This window comes from Fusobacterium sp. (genome assembly GCF_030528405.1).
In the GTDB taxonomy this organism is placed as follows: domain Bacteria; phylum Fusobacteriota; class Fusobacteriia; order Fusobacteriales; family Fusobacteriaceae; genus Fusobacterium.
The window spans coordinates 1-6210 of sequence record NZ_JAUMYY010000062.1 but is presented as its reverse complement, the minus strand read 5'-3'; the positions used below and the strand labels follow the sequence as shown (position 1 = coordinate 6210).

The 6210-nt window shown below is 26.4% G+C and carries 8 protein-coding genes; all 8 read left to right on the top strand.

The genetic code is table 11. The annotated features are described in order from the left end of the window. Positions 1–284 precede the first annotated feature (284 nt). The 8 genes from serS to fmt all read left to right on the top strand — a co-directional run bounded on the left by serS (position 285) and on the right by fmt (position 6184). Entirely contained in the window at positions 285–1556 is a 1272-nt protein-coding gene (gene serS / locus Q4A58_RS07825) for a serine--tRNA ligase (RefSeq protein WP_303118109.1), read from the top strand. Continuing rightward, a complete protein-coding gene (locus tag Q4A58_RS07820) occupies positions 1540–2025 on the top strand; it encodes a CbiQ family ECF transporter T component (RefSeq protein WP_303118107.1) in 486 nt (161 codons plus the stop codon). Before serS ends, Q4A58_RS07820 begins: the two co-directional genes overlap by 17 nt. 205 nt (positions 2026–2230) lie before the next feature. After that, positions 2231–3058, top strand: coding sequence for a rod shape-determining protein MreC (gene mreC / locus Q4A58_RS07815; RefSeq protein ID WP_303118105.1), 828 nt, complete (start codon positions 2231–2233; stop codon positions 3056–3058). Further along, entirely contained in the window at positions 3059–3637 is a 579-nt protein-coding gene (locus Q4A58_RS07810) for a hypothetical protein (RefSeq protein WP_303118103.1), read from the top strand. Beyond that, on the top strand, positions 3634–4311 hold the full coding sequence (recO, locus tag Q4A58_RS07805) for a DNA repair protein RecO (RefSeq protein ID WP_303118101.1): 678 nt from the start codon (positions 3634–3636) through the stop codon (positions 4309–4311). Before Q4A58_RS07810 ends, recO begins: the two co-directional genes overlap by 4 nt. Continuing rightward, on the top strand, positions 4305–4775 hold the full coding sequence (locus tag Q4A58_RS07800) for a PTS sugar transporter subunit IIA (protein ID WP_303118100.1): 471 nt from the start codon (positions 4305–4307) through the stop codon (positions 4773–4775). Before recO ends, Q4A58_RS07800 begins: the two co-directional genes overlap by 7 nt. A 12-nt stretch (positions 4776–4787) precedes the next feature. Beyond that, complete coding sequence (nrdR, locus tag Q4A58_RS07795) at positions 4788–5237, top strand: transcriptional regulator NrdR (RefSeq protein WP_303118098.1); 450 nt, start codon at positions 4788–4790, stop codon at positions 5235–5237. 14 nt (positions 5238–5251) lie between these two features. Further along, entirely contained in the window at positions 5252–6184 is a 933-nt protein-coding gene (gene fmt, locus Q4A58_RS07790; protein ID WP_303118097.1) for a methionyl-tRNA formyltransferase, read from the top strand. Positions 6185–6210 lie beyond the last annotated feature (26 nt).

Sequence of the window (6210 nt, the reverse complement as noted above, 5' to 3'; positions counted from 1 at the left end):
CTTCAACATAAGAGAAAAAGAGCCGTTGCTTTATTTATAAGCCCGGCTCTTTTCTCGTAGAAATTAAACTATATTTAAGGAAACGTTATATGATGACTATTTTATATCATAATTTAGTAAAAAAGTCAACAATTATTTTTTTTTAATTTTTTTACTTTCTATTCTATAAATTCTCTAAAAATTAAAAGGTGAAAAAATGCAAAATAGAGTTGAATATTAAGGAATAAAGTGCTATTATATAAATCAAATAAAATTTTTTAACTTGAATAATAAAGGAGAGAACTATGTTAGAATTAAAATTTATGCGTGAAAATATAGTTATGCTAAAAGAAATGCTAAAAAATAGGAATAACAATACCGATATGGATGAGTTTGAGAGATTAGACTTAAAAAGAAGGGAAGTTCTATCCGAAGTAGAAAGTTTGAAAAGAGATAAAAACAATGTTTCAACTGAAATTGCAGCATTAAAAAAAGCAAAGAAAAGTGCGGATGACCTAATAACTAAAATGGGGTTAGTTTCTTCTAAGGTAAAGGAATTGGATGCTATTCTTGCAGAAATTGACGAAAAATTAAAGAATATACAATTAACTATTCCTAATGTATATCATTCATCAACACCTATTGGTCCAGATGAAGAATACAATATTGAAATAAGAAAATGGGGAATTCCTAAGGAATTTTCTTTTGAACCAAAAAGTCACTGGGAGATTGGAGAAAACTTAGGGATATTAGACTTTGAAAGAGGAGCTAAGTTAAGTGGTTCAAGATTTGTTTTGTATAGAGGAGCAGCAGCAAGATTAGAAAGAGCACTTATAAATTTTATGCTTGATATACATACAACGGAACATGGTTATATAGAAAATTTAACTCCATTTATTGTTAAGCCAGAAATATGTGAGGGAACAGGACAGTTACCTAAGTTTGAAGAAGATATGTATAGAACAACAGACGACATGTATCTTATTTCAACTTCAGAGATAAGTATGACAAATATACATAGAAAAGAAATTTTAGAAGAAATGGAGCTTCCTAAATACTATACAGCATATTCACCTTGCTTTAGAAGAGAGGCAGGTTCTTATGGAAAGGATGTAAAAGGACTTATTAGAGTACATCAATTTAATAAGGTTGAAATGGTAAAAATTACAGATGCTAAATCTTCATATGAGGAATTAGAGAAAATGGTTCAGAATGCGGAAAAAATTTTACAAAAACTAGAATTACCTTATAGAGTGATTCAACTGTGTTCAGGAGATATAGGGTTTAGTGCAGCAAAAACATATGACTTAGAGGTGTGGTTACCTTCACAGAATAAATATAGAGAAATTTCATCTTGCTCAAATTGTGAGGATTTCCAGGCTAGAAGAATGGGACTAAAATATAGAGTTCAAGGAGAAAATAAAAGCGAATTTTGTCATACATTAAATGGTTCAGGTCTTGCAGTTGGAAGAACTTTAGTAGCTATTATGGAGAATTATCAACAAGAAGATGGTTCTTTCTTGATACCTAAGGTCTTAATTCCTTATATGGGAGGTATAGATGTTGTTAAAAAGTAGTTTATTTATATTACTTTTAACAAATATATTTTCTAATAATATGAAAATCTTGTTTATAGTTATGGGAATAGCAATAACTTTAAATATTATTTTTAACAAGGATATTAGAAAACATTTTAAAAGAATAAGAATATTAATATTCTTCTACTTATCAACTTTTTTAGTCCAGTTGTATTATAGTCAAGAGGGAAAAGTTCTATATAAAGTTTATAACTTTTATGTTACAGAAGAAGGTCTTATAAATTTTGGGACAAATTTTATAAGAGTATTAAATTTAATTTTATTGTCTTGGTTATTTAATGAAATAAAGATTTTTAAAGGAAGATTTAGTAGATATCAAAAAATTATAGAGCTAGTGATTGATCTTGTTCCTCAAGTTTTTGTACTCGTAAAGAAAAAAATGAATGCTAAAATTTTCTATAAACATATTTTAAATGAAATAAGAACTGAATATCACAAGGAAGTCTAGAAAATTTCTAGACTTTTTTTTGAAAAATTAAACAAATTAATATATTTTTAATTGATTTTTAAATGTAAAAATTTGTCCAAAAATTTAATATAGAAAGGACTAATTGCTTTACAAAAATAGCACAATATATTATAATTATATTGGGAAAATATATGTTTTGAAAAGTAAAAAAATGAAAGTATCTTGTCTAGGGGATTATGTACATATGAAAAGAGATAAAAAAATAAAAATTATTGCTACTGTATTTATTATATTAGCAGTACTTACATTGATTTTTAATAGAGCCTTATTTAAAATAAAGAAATATATTGACCAAAGTTTTTTACCTATTCAAAGTAAGATATATCAAACGGCTGAAAAGATAGGAGACATAAAAAATGCTATTTCCTCTTATAAGGAAATTTTAGAAGAAAATGAAAAATTAAAACGTGAAAATATGGAGTTTAAATTATTAAATTCAATTAATAAAAACATAGAGGAAGAAAATTTTAGGTTAACAAATTTACTTGAGATGAAGGAAAACAACCAAATCATAAAAAATTTAAAATTTGCAAGAGTTATATTTAGAGATGTTAATACTATAAATAACAAATTTTATATTGATTTAGGAAGAAAGAATGGAATTGAAAAAAATATGATAGTTATTTATGATGACTTTTTGATTGGGAGGATATCAGAAGTATTTGAAGGTTATTCATTAGTAACAATGATAACAGATAATAGTGCTAAAATTAGTGTAAAAACAGAAAATAACCTTTTAGGAATATCTCAGGGTAGTGATGACGGGAAAAACGAAATGTATTTTTTACCCTCAACATTTGAGGAAGGAATAGACTTAGGAGAAGAAATAAGAACTTCAGGTATAAGTGATATTTATCCTGAAGGCTTAAGAGTTGGAAAAATAAATGAAATAAATAAAGCAGAAAACAATATGTTTAAGAGTATAAAAATAAAACCAGAATTTAAAAGTAGAGATTTAAAAGAGGTTATGGTTTATAAGTATGAAAATAACCTTGAAAAGAAGGTGGAATAGATGAAGAAAATTGTAGTAATAATTCTAATGTTTTTTTCAGGCTTTGCTTATGCTGCAAAAAGCCTGTCAACATTAAAAACTTTGAAATTTGATGCCATAGAAAAACAAAATATAAACGGTAGAGAAAAAATGCTTAAATATAATGTAATTATAGAGTTTCCAAGCAAAATAAGAAAGGAGATATTATCTCCAGACTTAAATAAAGGCGAAATTTATATCTATGACGGAGAAAAAAAAACAATTTATTTACCCATATTTGATGAATACAAGGAAGTTGAAATAGATGGTGAAGAAAATAAAATAATACAAACAATAAATAAGATAAGAGACTTGGAAGTTAATTATCCAGATTTTAGGAAAGAATACAATCAAAAAAAACTTAAAGAATTATATATTGATGATAGCAAAACAATTTTAGTTTATATAAACGAATATATTGAACAGGAGTCTTATATCATACCAAAAAGCATAGAAATAAAGGATAACAATATAAGTTTAGGAACAGTTTTCATAGAAAACATTGAGATTAATCCCGAATTAAAGAAAGAAAATTTTGACTTAGAAAAAGGTAAAAAATGATATTTTTACGCGGAAATGGAATAGTGATATCTAAAAAAGAAATTGAGGAAGCAGATAGATATATAACAGTTTTTATGGAGGATTTCGGTAAAATTTCAATTTTAGTTAAAGGAATAAGAAAAAGTAAAAAAAGAGATAAAACAGCTGTGGACATTATTTCTTTAACAGATTTTACATTCTATAGAAAGGGAGAAAATATAATTATTTCAGAGTTTAATGGTATTGAAGGTTATAGAGAAATAAAAAATGATTTAGAAAAACTAAAAATAGTGTTTTATATTTTTTCGATTTTAAATCAGATATTAGTTGAAAATGGTAGAAATAGGAAGATTTATAATCTTTTAAAAAATAGTTTAGCTGCTTTAAATAAGTCTAAAGAAAGAAAAAAAGATTTGCTTATGTTAGCATATTTTATATATGAAATTATAAAAGATGAAGGAATTGTTCCAGAGGAAAGAGATAGTTCGATATTTTTTTTTAATAAAAACTTACAAAAGGAAAATATGATTTTAAAAGCACTTTTAAATGATAGTATAAAGGAATTAGTTAGAAATAACGATTATGAGATAGAAGAAGTAAAAAAAGTTATAAATATATTAGAGAGGTATATTAATGTCAATTTAGATTTAAAATTAGATGCTAAAAGGTTTTTATGGGGGGATTTTTTATGTTAGATGTTATAAGGATAACTGATTATATTTCGGAAGAATTAGTATCACTGGATTTAAAGGCTAAAAATAGAGATGAAGTATTGGTAGAATTATCAGAATTACTAGAGAAATCAGAAGATATAGAATCTGTTGATAATGATGTTTACAAGGCATTAATAGATAGAGAAAAATTAGGAAGTACTGGTATAGGGAAAGGTGTAGCTATACCGCATGCTAAAACAGAAAGTGCTAAAAGATTAACAGTAGCTTTTGGAATTAGCAAAAAGGGTATAGACTTTAAGTCATTGGATGATGAAAATGTAAATTTATTTTTTGTGTTTGCTTCTCCCAATAGAGATAGTCAGATATATTTAAAGGTTTTAGCAAGAATATCAAGATTAATAAGAGAAGAAGAATTTAGAATTCGTCTATATAATTGTACTAGTGGAGCAGAAGTTATAAAATGCATAGAAGAAAAGGAAAATTAATTAGGAGGAAATATGAAATGTCCTTTTTGTAGTTCAGAAGATACAAAAGTAGTTGATAGTAGAACAGCCTTAGATGGGTCTATAAGAAGAAGACGAGAATGCCTAAGTTGTCAAAAAAGATTTAGTACCTATGAAAGATTTGAAGAAAATCAAATTTATGTAGTAAAAAAAGATAAAAGACGTGTTAAATACGATAGGGGAAAACTTCTTAGGGGATTAACATTTGCAACAGTAAAAAGGAATATAAGCCGAGAACAATTAGATGAAATAATAAGTGAAATTGAGAAAAAAATTCAAAATTCCTTGTCAAGTGAAATAACTAGTAAGGAATTAGGAGAAATGGTTTTAGATAAATTAAAAAATGTAGATCAAGTTGCCTATGTTAGATTTGCATCAGTTTATAAGGAATTTGATGATATAAAATCTTTTATAGAAACAGTAGAAACTATTAAAAATAATTGATGGTGATGGTATAAATGAAAATTATATTTATGGGAACTTCAGAATTTGCAGTTCCGAGCTTAAAGATATTAAATGAAAAACATAATATAATATCTGTTTTTACTAAGGTTGATAAACCTAATTTGAGAGGAAAAAAAATAAATTATTCTCCAGTTAAGGAATACGCCTTAGAAAACAAATTGGAAATATTTCAGCCAGAATCTTTTAAAGACAAAAATGTAATAGAAAAGATAAAAGAATTAGCACCAGATTTAATAGTTGTAGTTGCATATGGAAAGATATTACCTAAAGAGGTAATAGAAATACCTAGATACGGAGTAATAAATTTACACTCATCTTTATTACCTAAATACAGAGGAGCAGCTCCTATAAACGCAGCTATCATTAATGGGGATTCTAAAACAGGAGTATCCATAATGTATGTGGAAGAAAAGTTAGATGCAGGCCCTGTGCTTCTTCAAGCAGAAACCATGATAGATGACGGGGATACCTTTTTTTCTCTTCATGAAAGATTAAAAGTTATGGGTGCAGAACTTCTAGAAAATGCAATAAATTTAATTGAAGAAGGAAATATAGATTTAAAAATTCAGGATGAAAGTTTAGTAACTTTTGTGAAACCTTTTAAAAAAGAAGATTGCCATATAAATTGGAATAATAAGGCTATAGACATTTTTAATTTAGTAAGAGGAATGAATCCGCTACCGACAGCATTTAGTTATTTAAATAATAAAATTTTTAAAATATATTCAGTGAAAATCTATGAAAAAACCTACCCAGAAGCACAAAATGGAGAAATTGTGGAATATTTAAAAGGTAAGGGAGCGGTTGTGAAAACTTTTGATTCAAGTGTAATTATTGAATCAGCAAAGCCTGAAAATAAAAAGCAAATTAGTGGTTCTGATTTAATAAATGGAAATTTTTTAAAAATAGGTGATATTTTATGCTGATGGAAGGTAGAAATATCGCAAGAGAA

Bases quoted from the DNA above. Each gene is read 5' to 3' on its own strand.
- serS (WP_303118109.1), top strand. From the start codon at position 285: ATGTTAGAATTAAAATTTATGCGTGAAAATATAGTTATGCTAAAAGAA.
- Q4A58_RS07820 (WP_303118107.1), top strand. From the start codon at position 1,540: ATGTTGTTAAAAAGTAGTTTATTTATATTACTTTTAACAAATATATTT.
- mreC (WP_303118105.1), top strand. From the start codon at position 2,231: ATGAAAAGAGATAAAAAAATAAAAATTATTGCTACTGTATTTATTATA.
- Q4A58_RS07810 (WP_303118103.1), top strand. From the start codon at position 3,059: ATGAAGAAAATTGTAGTAATAATTCTAATGTTTTTTTCAGGCTTTGCT.
- recO (WP_303118101.1), top strand. From the start codon at position 3,634: ATGATATTTTTACGCGGAAATGGAATAGTGATATCTAAAAAAGAAATT.
- Q4A58_RS07800 (WP_303118100.1), top strand. From the start codon at position 4,305: ATGTTAGATGTTATAAGGATAACTGATTATATTTCGGAAGAATTAGTA.
- nrdR (WP_303118098.1), top strand. From the start codon at position 4,788: ATGAAATGTCCTTTTTGTAGTTCAGAAGATACAAAAGTAGTTGATAGT.
- fmt (WP_303118097.1), top strand. From the start codon at position 5,252: ATGAAAATTATATTTATGGGAACTTCAGAATTTGCAGTTCCGAGCTTA.